Source organism: Streptomyces sp. NP-1717 (genome assembly GCF_022695985.1).
In the GTDB taxonomy this organism is placed as follows: domain Bacteria; phylum Actinomycetota; class Actinomycetes; order Streptomycetales; family Streptomycetaceae; genus Streptomyces.
Map to the genome: position 1 here is coordinate 14,837 of NZ_JAAPBF010000032.1, position 18,244 is coordinate 33,080.

Below are 18,244 nucleotides of genomic sequence, written 5' to 3' on the forward strand. Positions count from 1 at the left end.
CGGCTTTCGGACACGTGGAGGGCCCGTCGTACCGGCCGCCCGCAGTCTGTCCGCCAGCGCGCCGCAGCGCTCCGCCAGCTCCGGTGGGTCGAGCACCTCGAAGTCGTGCCCCAGCAGCAGGACATGCATGAGAACGGTGTCGAGGCGGGCGCCGCCGCTCAGTACCTCGCAGCGTCCGTCGCCACGCTCCTCCACGACGGCCGCCGCCGCCGGTATCTGCTCGCGCACCCGGTCGGCGGACGCGTGCACGAGGAAGCGCGCCCGGTGCGCGTACACCCGGCTCGCCACCCCCTCCTGCACGTACGCCGCCGCGTCGGGCGCCGGGCGCGGGCGGAAACGCCAGGTCCGCAGCGCCACCTCCGTCATCCGGTCGACGCGGAAGGTGCGCCAGTCGTCGCGGTCGAGGTCGTGGGCGAGGAGGTACCAGCGCCGGTCGGAGGCGACCAGGCGGTACGGCTCGCAGCGCCGCCGTCGCGTCTCGCCCCCCGAGGGGTAGTCGAATCCGGTCTCGACCTCGTCGCGGCACGCCCTGGCCAGCTTCATGAGCACATCGGGGTCGACCGGCGACCGGCCGCCGCCGAAGAACTCCACCGAGCCGGAGAGCGCGCGGACCTCGTGCCGCAGCCGGACGGGCAGCACCTGGTCGAGCTTGGTCAGCGCCCGGAGCGCGGCGTCGCCGGCGCCGGTGACCGCGCCGCCCGCGCCGACGAGGAGCGAGACCGCGGTGGCGATCGCCTCCTCGTCGTCGAGGAGCAGCGGTGGCAACTCCTGCCCCGCGCCGAGCTGGTAGCCGCCGCCGACGCCCTGGCCGGCCCGTACCGGATAGCCGAGTACGCGCAGCCGCCCGACATCGCGCCGCACCGTGCGCGTCGTGACGCCGAGCCGGTCGGCCAGCTCGGGCCCGGTCCAGACCCGGCGCCGTTGCAGGAGCCCGAGCAGGGTGAGTACCCGCTCGGTCGTGCCCCGCTCCGTCGTACCCGCCCCGTCGTCGCTCGCCTCCGTATCCATGGCGACACCCTGACAGAGAAGGCGGACCGATCCTGTCCGCCATGGGTGTCAGGGTGACATGTGAACGCGGACAAGACCCACCACGAACGGAGCCATCCCATGAGCCGCCACATCCAGATCACCTTCGACGCACACGACCCGCGTGCGCTGTCGTCCTTCTGGCGCGACGCACTCGGCTACGTCCACCCCAGCCCGCCCGGCGTCGACCTGCCGGAGGGCGCCGACCCGCTGGCCGCGTGGGACGACTTCCTGGCCGGGATCGGCGTACCGGAGGAGCAGCGCAACGCCCGGTCGGCCGTCGAGGATCCGGACGGCAACGGCCCGCGGCTGTTCTTCCAGCAGGTACCGGAGGACAAGGTCGCCAAGAACCGCGTCCACCTCGACGTCCGCGCGGCCCCCGGACTGGAGGGGGAGGCGCGGATGGCGGCGCTGGAGGCGGAGTGCGACCGGCTGACCGCGCTGGGAGCGACCCGCGTCCGCCGCGACGACCCGGCCCCGCCGCTGAGCGCGGGGTTCATCGTGATGACCGATCCCGAGGGCAACGAGTTCTGCCTGGACTGAGGGGGGAGGGGTGGGCCCCGGGGACGCGTACCCGGAGTGGCACGGCCGGGTGCGGGCCCGTCCGCTCCGTAGGATGCGGGCATGCCGGATGTCCCGACCCGTCCCGAGCCGTTCACCGCGCGTGCCTCCGCCGCCGCACTCGATGATCTCCGGGCGCGGCTGCGCGCGACGCGGTGGCCGGACGCGCCCGAGGACGCCGGGTGGGGGCTCGGGACCGACCTCGGGTACCTCCGTGAGCTGGTCGACTACTGGGTGGACGAGTTCGACTGGCAGGCGCAGGAGGCGGCCCTCGCCCGGTTCCCCCGCTTCCGCGTCCCGGTCGGCGGACTCGGGATCCACTACGTGCACGCGCGTGCCGTCGCGCCGGCCGGGTCCGTGCTGCCGCTGGTCCTCGGCCACGGCTGGCCGGACTCGTTCTGGCGGTACTCGAAGGTCCTCCCGCTCCTCACCGATCCCGGGGCGCACGGGGCCGACCCGGCGGACGCGTTCGACGTGGTCGTGCCGGACATGCCGGGTTACGGGTACTCCGACCGTCCCACCGGCGCGCCCCTCGACTCCATCGCCGTCGCCGGGCTCTGGGCCGAGCTGATGGATTTTCTCGGTTACGCGCGGTTCGGCGCGGCGGGCGGGGACATCGGCAGCCATGTGAGCCGCTACCTCGCGCTCGACCACCCCGACCGGGTGGTGGCCGTCCACCGCACCGACGCGGGCGTGCCCGTCTTCGCGGGTGACCCGGCGGATCTCGCGCCCGAGGAACGGGCCTGGTTGGAGGCCGTCGCGGCGTGGGGCGGGCGCGAAGGCGCGTACGCCGCCATGCACCGTACGAAGCCCCAGACGGCGGCCTTCGGGCTCACCGACTCGCCGGCCGGGCTGGCCGCGTGGATCGTGGAGAAGATGCGGGCGTGGAGCGACTGCGGCGGCGTCGTCGAGCGCGCCTTCACCAAGGACGAGATCCTCACGAACGTCACGCTCTACTGGCTCACGGGCACGATCGGCTCGTCGATGCGCATGTACGCCGCGAACGCCGCGATCGCGCCCGCGCAGCTCGCGCGCCGGGTCGAGGTGCCGTCCGGCTTCTCGCTCTTCCCCGGCGACATCCTCCGTCCGCCGCGCGCGTGGCTGGAGCGCACGGCGAACGTCGCGCGTGTGACGGAGCACGAACGCGGCGGTCACTTCGCCGCGTTCGAGGAGCCGGAGCTGTACGCGGAGGAGCTGCGCGCGTTCTTCCGGCCGTACCGGGCCCCGTCGCTGAGCTAGGCCGCGTCCGGGCGCCGGGTGCGGCCGGTGGCCGGTTGTCCTCGATCGCCGGACGGGCTGATAGTGCGGTCCGTCCGGCGTTCATGTGCGGGTGCGTGGCGCGGTGTTCGGGGTGCCGGGTTGGGCCGGTGGCCGGTTGTCCTCAATCGCCGGACGGGCTGGAAGTGCGGACCGCCCGGTTCGTCAGCCCGCCGCGAGGACCGCCGCGACCACCGGGCCCGCCGCGTCGCCGCCGTGGCCGCCCGCCTCCACGCTCGCCGCTGCCGCCAGGTCGTCCTGGAAGCCGGTGAACCAGCTGTTCGAGGTGGCCTGGCCGTCCACCTCGGCGGAGCCGGTCTTCGCGCCCTTGTCGCCGCCGAGCGCCGACATCGCCGCCTTGCCCGTGCCCCACGAGGCCGTCGCCCGCATCATGTCGCGCAGCTGCTGTCCCACCGCGCCCGGCAACTGGCGTTCGGCCACCGCCAGTTCGCGGTTGTCGAGGTCGCGCGGGACGATGACCGGCTGGCGGAACGTGCCGTCCTTCGTGGTGGCCGTGACGGACGCGATGTTCAGTACGTTCATCTGGACCGTGCCCTGACCGATGTACTGCGCGGCGGCCCCGCCCCCGGCGGACTCCGGCACACTGCCGTCCGCCGACGCTATGCCGGTCTGCCAGTTCAGCCCGAGGCCGAAGACCTCACGGGCCTCCGCGGGCAGCGCGTGGTCGTCCTTCGTGTCGTCGATCAGCTTGATGAAGGCGGTGTTGCAGGAGCGGGCGAAGCTCTGGGTGAAGTTGCCGCCCTTGATGTCGAACTGGTCCAGGTTGTGGAACGAAGTGCCCTGGTAGAGCACCGTCTTGGGGCACTCGGCCGGCTCGTTCGCGCCGACGAGGCCCTTCTCCAGCAGCAGCGCCGCGGTCACTATCTTCATCGTCGAGCCCGGCGCCTGCTTGCCGAGCATCGCCGCGTTGAAGCCGTCCTCACGGTTGTTGGCGACGGCGACGATCTCGCCGGTGCTCGGCTTCACGGCGGCGACGGACGCCTCGTCGTACTTCTTCACGGCCTGCTCGGCCGCCGCCTGCACCTTCGCGTCGAGCGTCGTCCTCAGCTCGCCGGGCCTGCCCTTGGAGAGCGTCAGCAGGGTCGTGCGGGGCGCGCTGTCGCCTTCGCTCTGGATCCACGTCTCGACGCCGGACCTGCCGCCCGCCTTCTCCCCGTACTTGTCCCGCAGCTGGTCGAGCACCGGCGCGAGTGACGGGTACTTCTCGGCGGTCAGTTCGGCCCCGTTACGGTCGACGGCCTTGATCGGCGGCTTGGCGGCCTCGCCGGTGACCAGGCTCGTGTTCTTCGCCAGCTTCGGGTGAATGACGGTCGGCACCCAGTCGACCAGCGGCTTCCCGCTGGTCAGCCCGCGTACGACGGTCAGCTCGGAGGCGTACGACAGGGGCTTGCTCAGCCCCTCGAACTTCACCGTCGCCTCGACGGTGAAGGGCACCTTCGCGCCCGTCGCCTTCCCCGGAGTGATCACCGCGCCGGTGATGTGCGCCTGCTCGCCGTACCCGGCGACGGCTTCCTTCGCGGCGGCCGGGTTGTTGGTGTACGTGGCGGCGAGCTCGGGGTCCTTGCCCTCGGCCCACGCGGCCAGGAACTGATCGGCGGCGTTCTTGACCTCTTCCGCGCTCAGCGGCCCCGTCCGGACCTCGGCCGATGCCGACCGGGTCCCTGTGTCTCCGTCGCCGGCCAGGACGTTGTACGCCCCGTATCCGACACCACCGGCCACGACGACGAACACGCCGCCGACGATGGCGACCTTCGTTCCACTGCGCATGGGTGCGGTCCCCTCCCCCCAGGAGCGCCCCCGCGACGTTTGAACGTGTTCAAGGGGCAATTGTTTCGCACTCTACGGGACGCCGGTGAATGCGGAAGAGGCCGTTATCGGACCGCGATGACACGGCCGCCGGCGCCGGGGATGAAAGTCCGCCGGCACGACCGCCGGCACGACCGTTGACACGGCTGATTCCGCGAACGTAGCGTAAGGACTAGTCGTCTAGACTTATTTGAGCCCGCCGGGCTCCGACGCGGAGGTGACCATGGAGTCGCGGACATCGCATCTGAAAGAAGCTCGCTACGAGCTGGTCGAGATTCCCGAGCCGATGGGCCCGGTCACCGTGACCGTGGACCGGCGCAAGGTCCTCGACCACGCCTACAGCGAGGACGACTTCGGGTCCTGGTACTTCGAGGACTCCCCGTTCGGCGGCCCCGTGGGACACCCCCTCGTACTCGCCAACGACCTGCTGTTCCTCTTCTACGAGAAGTACGACGGCAACACCGCCCAGGGTCTGCACACACACGAGCACCTGACGTTCCACTCGCCGGTCCGGGTCGGCGAGACGGTCACGATCGAGGGCGGCTACACGCAGAAGTACGAGCGCCGGGGCCAGGGCTATGTCGTCCTGGAGGCCGAGGCGCGCGGCGCCGACGGCCGGCTGCTGGTGCGCCACACCGGCAAAGAGATCATGCGCACGGTCGCCGGTGAGATCACCGGACAGAACCGTACGGCGGGCGACGTCCGGTCACGCACCGTGCTCGGCACGGTGGACACCACCGTCCCCGTCCTCGACCGCGCCCGCCCCGACGCCCCCGCGCGCGCCGCCCTGCCACGGCGGACAACGGTCTTCACCCAGGACCAGATGTCGGTCTTCTCCTGGGCCGGGCGCGGTTACGCCAACGTGCACACGGCCCCCGAGAAGGCCGCCGCCTCCGGCCTGGACCGCACCATCATCCAGGCCCAGCAGCAGACCGGTTTCATCATCGCCAACCTGATCGACGTGTTCGGGAAGGCGTTCTTCACCTCGGGCGAACTCGACCTCCGCTTCGTCTCCCCCGCCTTCGTCGGCGACGAACTCACCGCCGGCGGCGCCGTCGCCGGTGTCACCGGCGACCGGCTCGAACTGGAGGTCTGGGTCGACAAGGCCGACGGCACCCGTACCGCGCTCGGGTGGGCATCCGCCCGGGTGGACACCGACCCGGAGCGCCCCGTCCGGCTGGTCTGACCCGCCGCACCGCCCACCACCGAGCAGGAACGGACCAAGCTCGCCAAACGAGCCGCCGTCGCCAGCCTCGTCGGCACCGCCGTCGAGTGGTACGACTACTTCATCTTCGGCACCGCGGCCGCCCTCGTGTTCGGGGAGCTGTTCTTCCCCAACGAGGACGACCCGATCATCGGCACCCTGTCGGCGTTCGCCGTCTTCGGTGTCGGCTTCTTCGCCCGCCCCGTCGGAGGGGTGGTCTTCGGACACTTCGGTGACAAGTTCGGCCGCAAGGCCGCCCTGGTCACGACGCTCATGCTGATGGGCGTCTCCACCTTCCTCATCGGCCTCCTGCCCACCACCGACCAGATCGGTATATGGGCTCCGATCCTGCTCGTCCTGCTGCGGCTCATCCAGGGATTCGGCGTGGGCGGCGAGTGGGGAGGCGCCTCACTGGTCGCCGTCGAGTACGCCCCGGCACACAAACGCGGCGCCTACGGCAGCTTCCCGCAGATCGGCAACGCGGTCGGGCTCGTGCTCTCCACGGGCATCTTCGCGATCGTGTCCACGCTGCCCGACGACGCGCTGATGAGCTGGGGCTGGCGCATACCGTTCCTGCTCAGCGCCGTACTCATCGCCGTCGGCCTGTTCATCCGGTTCAAGCTCACCGAGACGCCGACCTTCCAGGCCGCGCAGGAGGAGCTGGAGAAGCAGCCGGCCGAGGAACAGGCGCGCGAGCGCATGCCGATCGCCGAACTGTTCAAACGGTTCCGCAGGCCCCTGCTGCTGGCCATGGGCATGCGCCTCGGCGAGGCCGTCTTCGGCTACATCATCCTCACCATCGGCCTGACGTTCGCCGAGAACTACACCGACATCCCGCGCACCCATGTCCTCGTCGCGAGCAGCGTCGCCGCCGCGCTCGCCATCTACACGTACTACTTCTTCGGGAAGCTGTCCGACCGCATCGGCCGGCGCACGGTCTTCATCATCGGCTCGGTCGTGGGCATGGTCGTCACGTTCCCCTTCTTCTGGGTCTTGGACGCCGACGCCCTGGTGCTGATGTACGTGGCCTACGCCGTGGCGTACGCGATCGGTGTGGGCGCCGTCTACGGCGTCGAACCGGCCTTCTTCGCCGAGCTGTTCAGTACGAAGGTGCGCTACACGGGCCTCTCGCTGGCGGCGCAGATCCCCAGCGTCCTCATCGGACTGTGGCCGCTCGCCTCGACCGCCCTGCTGGCGGCGACCGACGGGGACCCCTGGCCCATCGCGGCCATCACCGTCGCGGCCCTGCTCATCGGACTGGTGTGCGCGTACCTGGCCCCCGAGACCAACCGCATCGACATGACACGTGTCGGTGACGAGACGGAGAAGGCACGATGACGGAACCGAATCCCCGTCCCTGGCGGGATCTGACCGACCCGCGCCGCGCGGGCGCGACCGACAGACTCGAAGAGGGGCTCAAGGAGCCGGAGTTCGAGAACCTCGACATTCCCGAGGCACTCGGCACCGTGCGGGTCGTCGTCGACGACCACAAGATCAAGCGGTACGCCTTCACCCACGACGACCATTCCCCCTGGCATCTGACGGAGAGTCCGTTCGGCGGGAAGCGCGTCGGGCACGCGGCGCTGCTCGGCAACGACCTCGTGCAGCTCTTCACCCTCGTCTACGCGGCCAGCCAGGTCGTCGGGTACCACACCGAGGAACAGATGTGGTTCGACAGCCCGGCCGTCCTGGACGAGGTCGTCACCCTCAGCGGCACGTACACCGAGGCCTACCGGCGCCGCGGCGAGGGTTACGTCGTCATGGAGGCCACCGCCACGGGCGAGGACGGGCGCAGCGTCGTGCGCCATCGCGGTGTCGAGATCCTCAAGACCGACCCCGGCGCCATCGGCGGACGCGGATCGGCGGCGCCCGAACGCCGCGTCACCGGCGAGGTCCCGGACGGCGCGCGGACCTCTCGCGCGCTGGGTCCGGACGTACGCCCCGGTGACGTACTCGCTCCGCTGCACAAGACGGTGACCGCCGAACAGGCCGCGGTCTTCAGCCGCGTGGGCGAGTACGTACGCAACATCCACAACGACATCGACGTCGCCCGCGCGGGCGGGCTGCCGGTGCCGATCGTGCAGGGACAGCAACAGTTCGGCGTACTGGCCCAGTTGCTCACCCTCCGGGCCGGACCGTCGTTCCTCACCAGCGGCTGGCTGCGGGTCAAGTTCCTCGCTCCACTGGAGGTGTTCGAGCCGTTCACGTCCACCGGCGTCGTCACCGCCGTCACCCCGGTCGACGACGGTCTCCGCGTCGATCTGGAGGTCTGGGTACGCCGCGACGCCGACAACCGTCTCCTCACGGCCGGCTGGGCGGCCGTGACCGTCCCGGCGTCCTGACCGGACCCCGGCACACCCCCGTCTCCCACCGCGCACCGCTCAACGACCGCACCACCGCACCGACACAGAAAACGGGATCTTCGCAGATGAGCACTTCCAAGACCGGCGGCCAGGTCGTCGTAGACATGCTGACCTCCCTCGGCGTCGAGTACGTCTTCGGCGTCGTCGGCGGCCAGACCCTCGCCATCACCGACGCGATCATCGACACCCCCGGCATCCAGCTCGTCCACACCCGGCACGAGAACGCCGCGGCCGTGATGATGGACGCCTACGGCAGGCTCACCGGCACCCCGGCCGCCTGCATCTCCACGACCGGGCCCGGCGCCACCAACCTCATCACCGGCGTCGGCGGCGCCTACCGCGACTCCAGCCCCGGATTCGTCCTCACCTGCAACAACAACGGCGAGAACATCCACAAGGACGACGCGCAGAACGCCGACCACGTCGAACTGCTCAAGCCGCTGGTCAAGTACTCCCGGCTGGTGGCCCACAGCTCGTCCATCAAGCAGGCGATGGAGGAGGCGTACGTCAACGCCCTCACGGGCAACCCCGGCCCGGTCCACCTCGACTTCGCCCGCGACACCATCGAGGGACAGGTGACCGACCCGCCGGTGGTGCCCGCCGTCCACCCCAGCCGCGCGTGGGTCGGAGAGCGGCCGTCCGCCGGTCCGGTCGCGCTGGCCAGGGTCGCCGAACGGGTGCTGCGCGCCGAACGGCCGGTCATCTGGCTCGGCAACGGCGGCAACCGCGCGCGGGCGAGCGAGGACGTACTGGCGCTCGCCGACGCGCTCGGCATCCCGGTCGTCACCACCTTCAACGGCATCGGGTCCGTGCCGACCACGCATCCGCTGGTGTTCGGGGCCGTCAGCCGGATGGGCACCACGCTCTCCGGCGAGGTCCTCGGCGACGCCGATCTCGTACTCGCGCTCGGCAACAGCCTCAACGCCGTGTCGACCACCCGCTGGCGGCGCGAACTCCCCGAGGTGATCCAGGTCGACGTCGAACCGGCCATGATCGGGCGCTACTACTCCGAGATCACCCAGGGCGTGGTCGGCGACCTCGGCGCCTTCGCCCGCGACCTGGTCACCGCGACCGCCGGGCACGCGGCCGGGGCGAAGGCCGGGCGCGCGGAGTGGATCAGCTCGCTCGCCAAGGCGCGCACCGACTGGTGGCAGGGCTCCGAGGTGGCGGACACCGCCGCCGAGGGCCCGCTGTCCCCGGCCGACATCGTCCGCACCCTGCGCGAGGTGTCGCCCGAGGAGACGCTGCTGATCCCGGACGCCGGCAACCCGGGCGTCTGGTCCTTCCTCTGGGAGATCCAGCGGCCGGGAAGCTACATCAAGCCCGTCGGCTTCGGGAACATGGGATTCGCGCTGCCGTCGGCGATCGCCGCGTCGCTGATCGACCCGCGCCGCCCCGTGCTCGCGCTGATCGGTGACGGCTCACTCGGCATGAGCATGGGCGAGATCGAGACGCTCGCCCGCGTCGGCGGCAACGTCTGCGTCGTGGTCCTCAACGACTCCAGCTACGGCAACATCCGCCAGGAGCAGGAACTGCACTTCGACGGCCGCACCACGGGCGTCGACTTCGGCACCGTCGACTTCGGCATGGTGGCGCGCGCGATGGGAGTGGACGGCGAGGTCGTCACCGGCCTGGCCGCGCTGCGGCAACGGGTCGCCGACGCCTTCGAGGCCGGTACGCCGGTGATACTCGACGTGCCGATCGACCGTTCAGCCAACGCCTGGACGTTCCCGTCGTTCGTGGCGCCGAAGAAGTAGCAGCAGGAGCAGGAGAAGGAAGCAGGTACAGCGGCAATGTCGAACGCGAACCCGGTACCGGACCCGGCGCCCGGTCCCGCGCCCCTCGACGGCGTGAAGGTGCTCGACCTCTCGCGGTTCATCGCGGGCCCGCTCTGCGCGCAGATCCTGGCCGACTTCGGAGCCGAGGTCGTCAAGATCGAGCGGCCGGGCGGTGAGGACTCGCGGCACCACGGCCCGTACCACCGGGACGAGAGCGTCTACATGTTCCTCTACCACCGGAACAAGTACGACGCCTCCCTGGACACCCGCCACCCCGAGGCGCTCGGAATCCTGGAGCGGCTGATCGCCTGGGCGGACGTCGTCGTGGAGAACTACCGGCCGGGCACGATCGAGAAGATGGGCATCGGCTACGAGCGGATGAAGGAGCTCAACCCCGACATCATCCTGGTGTCGATCTCAGGCTTCGGCCAGACCGGCCCGGACTCGCGCCGCGCCCTGTTCGACGCGATCTCGCAGGCGTCGTCGGGGCTGATGGACATGACCGGCGAGCCGGACGGCAAACCGACCCTCAGCGGCACCTACATCGCCGACTACACCACCGGCTACCAGGGCGCGATCGGGGCACTGCTGGCGATCCTGCACCGCGAGCGCACCGGCGAGGGCCAGCTCGTGGACATCGCGTCCTTCGACACGATGTTCTCCGCGCTCGGCATCCGCCTCATGTCCGAGCTCATGCTCGGCCAGTCCATGCCCCGCAGCGGCTCACGCGATCTGCTGACGGCGCCGGTCAACGTCTACGAGGCCGCCGACGGACCCATCTACATCCAGGCGGGCACCGCCTCGCTGTTCCCGAAACTCTGCGCCGTCATAGGGCGGCCGGACCTGGCCGAGGACCCGCGATTCGCCCGTGTCGAAGGGCGGATGACGCACCAGGAGTTCCTGGAGGGCGAGATCGGCGCCTGGGTGGCCGGCCGTACGAGGGAGGCCATCGCGCGCACCCTCGACGACGCGGGTGTGCCCTACGCGAAGGTCGCGTCGGTCGCGGAAGTCGCCGAGTCACCGCAGATCGCCGCCCGTGACATGATCGTTGAATCGGAGCATCCCGAACTCGGTACCATCCGGATGCCCGGTAATCCGATCAAAATGGAGAAGACCCCGCCCATGGTCCGCAAGGCGCCACCTCGGGTCGGCGAGGACAACGCTCACGTCTACGGGGGCATCCTCGGGCTCTCCGCCCAGGACATGGCCCAGCTGCGCGGGTCGGGAGCCATCTGACCATGGCGCGCGCACCCAGGTATCAGGTGATCTACGACGACCTCGTCTCCCGGATCCGGTCCGGCGCCCTGGCCCCCTCGGCGCGGCTGCCCAGCGAGACGGATCTGGCCAGGCAGTACGGGGTGAGCCGGATGACCGTGCGGCAGGCCCTGGACCTGCTCGACTCGGAGAGGTTCGTCGTACGGCGGCAGGGCAGCGGCACGTACGTCAGCGGCCAGGGCGACCGCGGACGGCGGCTCAACCGGCTGCGGTCCTTCGCCGAGGAGATCGAGGGCACGGGCGGCGAGCCGTCCACCCGGCTGATCCACTGCGGGACCACGACCGCGCCCGCCGAGGTGACCGAAGTCCTCGGAGGCACGGCCGAGGACACGGTCAACCGGCTCACCCGTGTCCGTCTCGTCGACGGCTCGCCCGCCGCGCTCCAGGACGCCTGGATCCCCTACTCCGTGGCGCCGTCACTGTGCCGGGAGCCGCTGCTCGACGGCTCCCTCTACCGCACCCTGACGACCCGCTTCGGGGTCGAACTGCGCCACGCCGACCAGTCCATGACGGCCACTTTGCTCAACCCCGAACAGGCGGAGCTGCTCGCCACCGAACCCGGCGGGGCCGCGCTCGTGGTACGCCGCACCACCTACGGGTCGCGCGGCGAGATCGTCGAGTTCACCACGAGCTGGACGCTGCCCGGATTCCCCTTCCTGCTGAGGATCGACGCCGAATGAGCGCGCGTGTCGTCGCGGTCGACGTAGGCACCTCGGCCGTGCGGGCCGCCGTGATCGGCGCGGGCGGACAGATCGTCGCGCAGCGGCGTATCGCCCGCACCTCGGGACTCGGCGGCGACACCTTCGACGCCGGCGAACTGGAGCGGGACGTACGGGCCGCGCTGGCGGGGGTCTCCGGCGGACCGGCCCCCGCGGCGCTCGCCATCGCCGCGCACATCGGCACGGTCGTGGTCGACTCCGCTCTGCGGCCCCTCGGCCGCGGCGGCGGCTGGGCCGACACCCAGGGCGTGGCACGGCTCGCGGCGCTCGGCGACGCGACGGTACGGCGGCTGCTGCACGCGGCCGGCCGGCCGGCGCTGACCGGCGGTGCCCTGGCCCATCTGCTCGGCATGGAGCCCGGACCGGCGTCGAGGGCGCACGCCGTGCTGTCGCCCAAGGACTTCCTCGTCGCCGGGCTCACCGGACGGCTCACCACCGACACGATTAGCGCCGCCTACACGCTGGCCTCCGACGTGCGCCGCCGCGAGTGGAACACCGGTCTGCCGGCCGAGGCCGGGCCGGCCCCCGTACTGCTGCCGCCGCAGTCGGAGCCGACGTCGGTGGTCGGCACCCTCAGCGCGGAGGCGGGGGCGGCCACCGGCCTGCCCACGGGACTTCCCGTGATCGCCGGAGGCCCCGACGGGTCAGTCGGCATCGGGCTGCTCCTGGGCGGGGCCGACGACGTCATCGCCGACGTCGCGGGCACCACCGACGTCGTCGGACGGCTGCTCGCCGACCCCGGCGACGTACCGGAGGGCGCCGTACTCAACCCGTCCGTCCTGCCCGGCCGGTTCGTCGCCGGCGGGGCGACCGGGCTCACCGGAGGCGCCGTCGCCCGGTGGCGCTCCCTGGTCGGCACCGTCACGGACGACGCGCTCGCCGCGGTGCCACCGGGCGCGAACGGGCTCACCGTCCTGCCCGGCATGACCGGCGCGCGCTTCCCGACCTGGCGGTCCGGCACCCGGGGCGCGGTGCTCGGCCAGCGCCCCGACCACGACGCGGCGTGCCTGCTCCGGGCCGCCCAGGAGGCGGCGGCCTTCACAGTCCGCGAGGGAATGGACCGCCTCGACCCCTCGGGCGGCCTGCCGGTCGCGCTGGCGGGCGGCTCGTCGCGCAGCGCCCATGTGGCACGGCTGCGCGCCGACATCCTCGCCCGGCCGCTCCTGATCTCCCCGGAGCCCGACGTCACCCTGCTCGGCGCCGCGGCGCTCGCGTTCATCGGCTCCGGCCTGGACACCGGTCTGGACGCCATCCGCGCCCGCCTGATCGGCACCCCCCGCAGGATCGACCCCGACGCGGCCCGCGCGGCGCGCTACGAGCGACTGCACGCCCACTGGCTGGAACTGCGCGACGCGACGGACGAACTGTCGACCGCGTCGGGTGCCGCTACCGGTTGACGGCGGGCATGCCCGTCTCTCTCGACGTCCAGTGCGCCGGCGTTCTGTTCGAGCTAGGTGCGGCGCTTGGCACCCGGGATCGGGACCAGGTCGCCCCGTATCCGCGCCGGACCGAGGTGCACCTCCGGGGCCGGGGGCTGATCATCACGCCCACCGTCTTCTCCCCGCGCGCGGTGAGCTTCCTGTGGGATCCGCACAGCACCGGCCAGCCGCCCCGGCTGACCGTGCCGGCCCTCCGCGAGCCTCTGGCCGGTGCCGGTGCCGGTGCCGGGGAGGCCGGGCCGGACACCTCTCCGGGCCGGAACGTGGAGGCGCTGCTCGGCCGTACGCGGGCCGCGGCGCTGCGGATCACGGCGGAAGGCGCCACGACGACGGAGATGGCCCGCCGTCTCGACGTCTCGGCCGCGGCCGCCAGTCAGCACGCGACGGTGCTCCGCCACGCTGGCCTCATCAGCACCAGCCGCCGGGGCAGGGCCGTGCAGCACGTCGTCACGCCCCTGGGGCTGGCGCTGCTGAGGGCCGGGAGCGGTCACGGAGCGGCCGACGGGTGAGGCGCGGAAGTGGACTGGGGCCCGGCCTTTAAGGCAGGGCTTAACGGCTTGTCGCCGACCGGCGGATCTCAGCACAGTACGGGTGGCCGAAGGGCCTTGAGGGCCGGGCGCGTTCGTACGGATCCGCCCCGCCGGTCCGTATCGGCGGCACGTCAGCCCACCCCTGTCCGACCGACGAAGGAGACGAAGACCGTGAGGTCACTCGCCGTCAAGTTCCTGCCGCTCGCCGTGGCAGCCGCGTTCGTGAGCCCGTTCGCGCTGGCCGCCCCCGCGTCGGCGGCCCCCGCCCATTACCCGTGCGGAGGCACCCCGCCCGACCTCGACCCCGCCCAGGGCACCGGAAAGGCCAACGGGGTCAACATGCGGACCGGCTCCAGCACCTCGTGCGCCAGCCGGGGACTGGCACATCTCAGCCACACCATCAACTACCACTGCTACACGGTCGGCCAGGACGGTCTCACGTGGAGCTACGCGCGCAACCTCAGCACCGGTTCCGCGGGGTGGATGCGTGACGATCTGCTGAGGGACAACGGCAGCCGTGTCCCCTGCCCCCAGTAGGGGCACGCACCGGGCCCTCACCGCGTGACCGGGGAAGCAAGGTTTTCGCGAGATTTCCGCCCACACCCCCGGCGCATCGTGTGAACAGGTCAACGGGCCGGCGCGGTCGAACGACACCGACCATCGGCGAGCACACAGTTCACCGCGCGGCCCCACCATCACACAGGGGGAACCATGTCCTTCCGCAAAGCGGTCCTCGTCACCTTCTCGTCCCTGGCCCTGGCCGGTGCCGGGCTGGTGACCTCGGCCTCCGCCGCCCCGATCGGGGACTCCACGCAGTCCGCGGCAGCCAAGTCGCACGGTTGCGAGTCCGGCTACGTGTGCCTCTACCCGGGAGCCGGCTGGAACGGTGACAAGCCCGTCTTCACCTACTACAAGTACGGGTACTACAACCTCTCCAACGTGACCGGGACGTGGCGCATCTACAACAACCAGACCGACAAGGCGACCATGTCGACCTGCCTCGGGTACAACGGCACGCGGTGCGAGGGCAATCTCCAGGCCGGCGACTACATCAACAAGAACATGACCCCGATCAACTCGATCACGCTCCAGCGCTGACCAGGCCGGCCTACGACGGGGCTCCCGGAACCGATCCGGTTCCGGGAGCCCTCTCGTGACTCCCGGCTCGCCCGCCTCCCCGGGCTCCCCTGGCTCTTCACGACTCCTCGTGAGGACCGGCCCCGAGCCGTGGAACCCGGCACTCCGCACGGCGCCGTGAAACCGGGCGACGCTTCGTCCATTCCCTGATTCACTGGAACTTCGCGTGCCGGGGGGCACGTGGGGCGGGGGCTCCGTCCTCGGACGGTGTCCCGTGACTTCGGGGGAAGCGGATGCCGGATTTTCTGCTGTTGGGAACGATCGAGTTGCGGGGGCCGGGCCGCACCGCCGTGGACCCGGGCCCGCCCAGGCAGCGCACGGTTCTGTCGGCCCTGCTGGTGGACGCGGGTCGCTGGGTGCCGGCGGAGACCTTGATCGACCGGGTCTGGGGCGAGGAGGTGCCCGCCCGGGTGCGCGCCTCGCTGTACACGTACGTCTCCCGGATCCGCCGGGCCCTGGCGACCACCGCCGGGCCGCTCCCCGCCGGCGACGGCATCCTGGCCGACGCGCCCCGGCTGCGGCGCGGGCGCGGCGGCTATCTGCTGGACGTCGCACCCGGCCGGGTGGACGTTCACCTGTTCCAGGACCTGGTCGACCGGGCCCGGAGCACGGGCGGGTCGGACGCCGGACGAGTGGCGCCGCTGACTGAGGCGATCGGGCTGTGGCGCGGGGAACCGCTGGCGGGCGTGCCCGGTGCCTGGGCGGAGCGGACCCGGCGGAGCTGGGAGCAGCGGTACATCGAAGCGGTGCTCGCCTGGGCGGACGCGGAGGCCCGGACGGGCAACGCCACCGCCGTGATCGGCCGGCTGACCGGTCTGGTCGCCGAACACCCGCTGGTGGAACCGCTCACCGTGGCCCTGATGCGGGCACTGCATGTCACGGGGCGCGCCTCGGAGTCGCTGACCTGCTACGCCGCCCTGCGAGAGCGGCTGGCCGAGGAGCTGGGTACGGATCCGGCCGCCGAGACCCAGCGGGTGTACCAGGCGATCCTGCGCGGCGAATCCGTTCTCCCCGCGACCGCGACCGCGACCGCGACCGCGACCGCGACCGCGACCGCGGCCCCGGTCGCGGTCGCCACGGGCCGCGCGGTGCCGGCGCAACTACCGCTGGAAGCACGGGGATTCACCGGGCGGCAGCGGGAACTGGCCGGGCTGGACGCGGTCCTCGCCCCCGCTGCCGAAGGTCCGGCGGCGGTGTCGGCGCTGTCGGGAACGGCGGGAGTGGGCAAGACGGCGCTCGCGGTCCACTGGGCCCACCGAGTGGCCGACCGGTTCCCGGACGGCCAGTTGCACGTGAATCTGCGGGGCTTCGGCCCTTCGGGTACGGCGGTGACGCCCGACGAGGCGCTGCGTGGTTTCCTCGAAGCGCTCGGCGTGCCGGCCCAGGGCGTCCCGGCGGACCTCCAGGCCCGGGTGGGCCTGTACCGCAGTCTGCTCGCCGGGCGGCGGGTACTGGTCGTGCTGGACAACGCCTGCGACGCGGACCAGGTCCGGCCTCTGCTGCCCGGCTCCCCCGGCTGCTTCGCGGTGGTCACCAGCCGCGACCGGCTCACCGGGCTCGTGGCGGCCGAGGGCGCCCACCTCCATGTCCTGGACCTGCTCACCCGGCTCGAAGCCCAGGACCTGCTGGTCAACCGGCTGGGTGAGGACCGGGTCGCCGCCGAACCGGAAGCGGTGGAGGAGATCGTCACCCGGTGCGCCCGGCTTCCACTGGCCCTGGCCATCACCACCGCTCGCGCCGCCGCCCAGCCCGGGTTCCCGCTCAGCGCCGTCGCCGGGGAACTGCGCGCCAGTCAGGGAAGTCTCGACGCCTTCGACGGCGGGGATCTCAGCACCGACGCGCGGGCCGTCTTCTCCTGGTCGTACCAATCACTGTCCGCCCCGTCCGCGCGCCTGTTCCGGCTGCTCGGCCTGCACACCGGGCCCGACATCTCCGTGCCCGCCGCGGCCGCCCTGGCCGGACTCGAACCCCGGCGCGCCCACGGCCCGCTCGCCGAACTCACGCGGGCCCACCTCCTCATGGAGCACGCACCCGGCCGTTACGGTCTGCACGACCTGCTGCGCGTCTACGCCACGGAACGGCTGTCGGCCGAGGAGCCCGCGCAGGAGCGCGAACACGCCGTCGGGCGGCTGCTGATGTGGTACCTGCACACCACGGACGCCACGTGCCCGCACTTCACCCCGGGCCGTCAGCGATTCCCGCTCAACCCCCTGCCCGCCTCGTGCCGGCCCCTCGATTTCGGCTCCTGCGAGCAGGCCGTCACCTGGTGCGAGAGCGAACGCTCCAATCTCGTCGCCGCTGTCCACCACGCCGCCGCCACCGGCCGGACGGCCATCGCCTGGCGGCTGGCCGCCAGCCTGTGGGGCTTCTTCTATCTGCGCAGCTATCTGCACGACTGGCTGGACACCGCCCAGTGCGCGTTGAGCGCCGCCCGGCTCTCCCACGACCGCGCGGGCGAGGCGCGGAGTATCAGCGACGTGGCGTGCGCGCTGGCGGAGATGCACCGGTACGAGGAGGCGATCGAGCACTTCCGCGAGGCGATGGCGATCAACCGGACACTCGGCGACACGCACTCCCTGGCCGAGGCGATGACCAACCTGGGCTACGCCTACCGTCACCACGGCCGCCCGGACAGGTCGGTCGAGTACTGCCGCCGGGCACTGGCCATCTACCGCGTGCACGGCAGAGACTGGGGCCGCGAGGGAAACCTCTGGGCCAACCTCGGTGACTCCTACGAGCGACTGGACCGATTCGACGACGCCGTCGCCTGCCTGCGCAGGGCACTGCCCGTCCTGCGCACCGAGGGCGACCGGTGGGGGGAGGGCTTCGCACTCGACGTTCTCGGCACCGTGTACCGCCGCCTGCGGCAGCACGACGTCGCTGTCGAGAACTACCGCCGGGCGATCAGGACCCACGCCGAGATCGGCAACCGGTTCGGCCAGGCCCACACCCTCGGCAATCTCGGCACCGCGTATCTGGAGAACACCGAGGAGGGCAAGGCCCGCGAGTCCTGGCGACAGGCTCTCGACATCCTGGGCGATCTCGACCATCCGGAGGCCGCCGAACTCCGTTCCAAACTGAACGCCATCACGCGCCCCCGCCCGGCGTGAGCGCACGCCCGCCGGCGC

The 18,244-nt window shown here is 71.8% G+C and carries 13 protein-coding genes and 2 pseudogenes; 13 read left to right on the top strand and 2 right to left on the bottom strand.

What is annotated here, in order from left to right; all coding sequences use genetic code 11:
• Positions 1–15: 15 nt before the first annotated feature.
• Positions 16–1,008: pseudogene (locus GXP76_RS10030) on the bottom strand (helix-turn-helix transcriptional regulator); the annotation flags it as partial.
• Between the two features lie 99 nt (positions 1,009–1,107).
• On the opposite strand from GXP76_RS10030, the gene GXP76_RS10035 reads away from it, so the two are divergent.
• Positions 1,108–1,569, top strand: coding sequence for a VOC family protein (locus GXP76_RS10035; protein WP_242571101.1), 462 nt, complete (start codon positions 1,108–1,110; stop codon positions 1,567–1,569).
• Positions 1,570–1,650: 81 nt separating this feature from the next.
• The gene (locus tag GXP76_RS10040) at positions 1,651–2,826 is read left to right on the top strand and encodes an epoxide hydrolase family protein (protein ID WP_242571102.1); all 1,176 of its coding nucleotides are present in this window, start codon (positions 1,651–1,653) and stop codon (positions 2,824–2,826) included.
• A 183-nt stretch (positions 2,827–3,009) separates the two neighbouring features.
• Here the strand turns inward: GXP76_RS10040 and GXP76_RS10045 are convergent, their stop codons facing one another.
• Positions 3,010–4,632, bottom strand: coding sequence for a penicillin-binding transpeptidase domain-containing protein (locus GXP76_RS10045; protein WP_242571103.1), 1,623 nt, complete (start codon positions 4,630–4,632; stop codon positions 3,010–3,012).
• A gap of 262 nt (positions 4,633–4,894) precedes the next feature.
• Between GXP76_RS10045 and GXP76_RS10050 the strand changes: the two genes are divergently transcribed.
• The 11 genes and pseudogenes from GXP76_RS10050 (at position 4,895) to GXP76_RS10100 (ending at position 18,226) form a co-directional block, all read left to right on the top strand.
• A complete protein-coding gene (locus GXP76_RS10050; protein WP_242571104.1) occupies positions 4,895–5,857 on the top strand; it encodes a MaoC family dehydratase in 963 nt (320 codons plus the stop codon).
• Positions 5,858–5,923: 66 nt separating this feature from the next.
• Positions 5,924–7,213, top strand: a pseudogene (locus GXP76_RS10055) (MFS transporter); the annotation flags it as partial.
• Positions 7,210–8,217 (top strand): hypothetical protein, encoded by a 1,008-nt coding sequence (locus tag GXP76_RS10060; protein ID WP_242571105.1) that lies wholly within the window; start codon positions 7,210–7,212, stop codon positions 8,215–8,217. The pseudogene GXP76_RS10055 and the gene GXP76_RS10060, both read left to right, overlap by 4 nt.
• A gap of 86 nt (positions 8,218–8,303) precedes the next feature.
• Positions 8,304–9,995 (top strand): thiamine pyrophosphate-binding protein, encoded by a 1,692-nt coding sequence (locus tag GXP76_RS10065; protein ID WP_242571106.1) that lies wholly within the window; start codon positions 8,304–8,306, stop codon positions 9,993–9,995.
• Positions 9,996–10,031: 36 nt separating this feature from the next.
• Positions 10,032–11,252: a CaiB/BaiF CoA-transferase family protein gene (locus GXP76_RS10070; protein WP_242571107.1), complete on the top strand. Its 1,221-nt coding sequence runs from the start codon at positions 10,032–10,034 to the stop codon at positions 11,250–11,252.
• Between the two features lie 2 nt (positions 11,253–11,254).
• Positions 11,255–11,971, top strand: coding sequence for a GntR family transcriptional regulator (locus GXP76_RS10075; RefSeq protein ID WP_242571108.1), 717 nt, complete (start codon positions 11,255–11,257; stop codon positions 11,969–11,971).
• On the top strand, positions 11,968–13,407 hold the full coding sequence (locus GXP76_RS10080; RefSeq protein ID WP_242571109.1) for an FGGY-family carbohydrate kinase: 1,440 nt from the start codon (positions 11,968–11,970) through the stop codon (positions 13,405–13,407). The genes GXP76_RS10075 and GXP76_RS10080 overlap by 4 nt, the downstream gene beginning before the upstream one ends.
• Positions 13,408–13,415: 8 nt before the next feature.
• Positions 13,416–13,958 carry a helix-turn-helix transcriptional regulator gene (locus tag GXP76_RS10085; RefSeq protein ID WP_242571110.1) on the top strand — a complete coding sequence of 181 codons (543 nt, stop codon included), beginning with the start codon at positions 13,416–13,418 and terminating at the stop codon, positions 13,956–13,958.
• 192 nt (positions 13,959–14,150) lie between these two features.
• On the top strand, positions 14,151–14,516 hold the full coding sequence (locus tag GXP76_RS10090) for an SH3 domain-containing protein (RefSeq protein ID WP_242571111.1): 366 nt from the start codon (positions 14,151–14,153) through the stop codon (positions 14,514–14,516).
• Between the two features lie 174 nt (positions 14,517–14,690).
• Complete coding sequence (locus GXP76_RS10095; protein WP_242571112.1) at positions 14,691–15,077, top strand: hypothetical protein; 387 nt, start codon at positions 14,691–14,693, stop codon at positions 15,075–15,077.
• Between the two features lie 272 nt (positions 15,078–15,349).
• Positions 15,350–18,226 carry a BTAD domain-containing putative transcriptional regulator gene (locus tag GXP76_RS10100; protein ID WP_242571113.1) on the top strand — a complete coding sequence of 959 codons (2,877 nt, stop codon included), beginning with the start codon at positions 15,350–15,352 and terminating at the stop codon, positions 18,224–18,226.
• Positions 18,227–18,244 lie beyond the last annotated feature (18 nt).